This is a genomic window from Desulfosarcina sp. (assembly GCF_041551955.1).
Classification (GTDB): domain Bacteria; phylum Desulfobacterota; class Desulfobacteria; order Desulfobacterales; family Desulfosarcinaceae; genus Desulfosarcina.
Map to the genome: position 1 here is coordinate 1 of NZ_JBFELV010000577.1, position 2,536 is coordinate 2,536.

The following is a 2,536-nucleotide window of genomic DNA, read 5'->3' on the forward strand; positions in this document are numbered from 1 at the left end:
GCCGCCGCCGCCGAGAACGTAGGCCGCCGCCACCAGAAGGAGTGCGCCTGGTTTTTGCGATATCAGCTGCCCGCCGGACCCGTGAGTCGCCTGGGCATTGTCCACGGCCGACAGTTTGCAGGCGGTGTTGTCATCCTGTGGCATATTGATCATGAAAACGAGTCCTTTGTTGGGATTAGCCAGGTTGTTTATGCAACGTTCGGGAAAAGCACGGTTACTGGTATAGGTCGAAAGATGCTATTTTTTGATGAGACAATGAACTATAAGGCCGAAAGAACCGGCCATCAAATCAAAAATGATGTACCGGGATCTTTTCAGAATCGATTTCTTGTGGCATGATAGTTCGTGCCCATCCAAAAAGGGTTATTTTGCCCGATCTCTGCGTTATGCTCAAAATTTTATCCTCGGAATATCGACTATATGCACCCCAAGGGCACTTCTTTCAGGGCGCCTGTGGTAAAATTTTTCGCATGCCTTGATCTCAAGCAAAATTCCACCTTTCTGGAAAGACACTATTTAGATTCATCACTCATGGTCAACCATTCCCATTTCGACAAAACAAACCGGTACCCAATCCAAGAGATTCGAAGGAGCGCCGCCATGGCCGACACACCCGCACATCCGCTGTTCAGGTTTCGCTGGCTGATCTTTTCCCTTCTGGCCCTGGCCTATTTTTTCGTCTACTTTCACCGACTCTCCCTGTCGGTCGTGGCCGACAATCTGGTCAAGGATTTCAACACGTCTGCCGGCACCATGGGATTGCTGGGCTCCATCTATTTTTATTGCTATGCGGCCATGCAATTGCCGGCAGGCCTGCTCTCGGATTCGGTGGGACCGAGGCGGACGGTAACCTGGTTTCTGATTGTCGCCTCGGCAGGCAGCGTTCTCTTTGGGTTGGCGCCCAACATCGAAACCGCCTTCGTAAGCCGCATCCTGGTGGGATTCGGGGTCTCCATGGTCTTCATCCCCACAATGAAGATTCTCTCCCAGTGGTACTACCCCCATGAATTCGCCTCCATGGCTGGCATCCTCAACGCCGTGGGCGGGGCCGGCGTCATGGCCGCCACCTGGCTGCTGGCCATGATGACGGTGGCTTTCGGCTGGCGGCTCTCCTTCGAACTGATCGGCGGGTGTACCTTTGTCATCGCTATCCTGGCGTGGCTGATCATCCGAGATCGGCCTCAGGACAAGGGCTGGCCGGCGATTGGCGCCCTGATAGAAAAACCCAGCTCCCCTGCTGCGGCGGCGCAGACCATCCCCTTGCTGGCGGGGATGCGGCAGGTCGTCTCCAATCCGCACTTCTGGCCCCTGGCCCTGTGGTTCTTTTTCGACTGCGGCATTTTCTTCGGATTCGGCGGGCTGTGGGGAGGGCCTTTCCTGATGCACGTGTATGGGCTTTCCCGTGAAGCGGCCGGGGCCGTGCTGAGCATGATCGCCTGGGGCATGATCATCGGCAGCCCGCTGCTGGGGTTCGTCTCCGACCGCGTCCTGAAGAGCCGCAAGAAGCCTTTTGTCATCTGCGCCTCGATTCTGGTCGCTGAAATGGGAACGCTCTACCTTTTCCCCGACCGTTTTTCGCTGCCCATGCTCTACGTGGCCTTTTTCGTCTTCGCCGTGTGTGCATCATCCATCGTGGTGATCGGTTTTACGGCGACCAAGGAGCTATTTCCAGTGGAAATTGCCGGTACGTCAGTGGGCACGGTCAACCTGTTCCCGTTTTTAGGCGGCGCCGTATTCATGCCCTTTTTAGGCAAGGTGCTCGATGCATACCCCCGCAGCGCCTCCGGCGCCTATGCGTTGGAAGGCTACACCACCATGCTGCTGGTGCTGTTGATATCCGCGGTAATCGCCCTGGGGTGTACGCTGATGATTAAAGAGACGTTTCGGGGCTGATGGGGAGTCTGCGGGCTGAATTTTCGATCGGCAGCGGAAGGACAGGCTTTTTTTTCACAATGAAAACGGTGAACTAAAATGGGCAGGGTCACCACTGACCCTGCCCATCATTATGTGAAATTTTTAGTTGGCTGTTTCTAAACCTTTTTTCTTCCCAATCCGGCAAGACCGATCAAGCCACTGCCCAACAAAAGCATCGTAACCGGATCGAAAACCTTACCAGGTGATACCGAAGAGGTATCGTCGCTGATTGGGGAATTGAACTCCTGCTTGAAGCCAAATCCAGAATTTGAATTTACTGCATCACCACTGAATTCAGCAAGAGCTTCGGTAGCAGCACTGCCATGAGTATCCTGAGAGGCACTTGGAGGGGCTTCAAAATGCAATAAGTCAGCAACTAATATCAATAAGATTGCGACTGAAAAAGTTATAATTTTATTCATGATTAGCCCCTTTCTAAGAAGCTAAGAAAATTGACGCTTTCTTCGAAGCTATTATAAGCACTGTTACTTGCGTGTAATGTAAGCAAAAGGGGTGCCGAAGACTTAAAATAAGCGTTTTAATATAAATTACAGAATGTTAATAAAATAGTGAAAAACACAAAATTTTATTTTATGTATTAATTTTCTCATAAATATGTGCA

The 2,536-nt window shown here is 51.8% G+C and carries 2 protein-coding genes; one reads left to right on the top strand and one right to left on the bottom strand.

The genetic code is table 11. The annotated features are described in order from the left end of the window. Positions 1-600 precede the first annotated feature (600 nt). On the top strand, positions 601-1,893 hold the full coding sequence (locus ABYV26_RS24360; RefSeq protein WP_372683941.1) for an MFS transporter: 1,293 nt from the start codon (positions 601-603) through the stop codon (positions 1,891-1,893). Positions 1,894-2,030: 137 nt separating this feature from the next. Here the strand turns inward: ABYV26_RS24360 and ABYV26_RS24365 are convergent, their stop codons facing one another. Beyond that, entirely contained in the window at positions 2,031-2,336 is a 306-nt protein-coding gene (locus ABYV26_RS24365) for a hypothetical protein (protein WP_372683942.1), read from the bottom strand. Positions 2,337-2,536 lie beyond the last annotated feature (200 nt).

Excerpts from the sequence above, each read along its gene's own strand:
- ABYV26_RS24360 (WP_372683941.1), top strand. The coding sequence starts at position 601 with ATGGCCGACACACCCGCACATCCGCTGTTCAGGTTTCGCTGGCTGATC.
- ABYV26_RS24365 (WP_372683942.1), bottom strand. The coding sequence starts at position 2,336 with ATGAATAAAATTATAACTTTTTCAGTCGCAATCTTATTGATATTAGTT.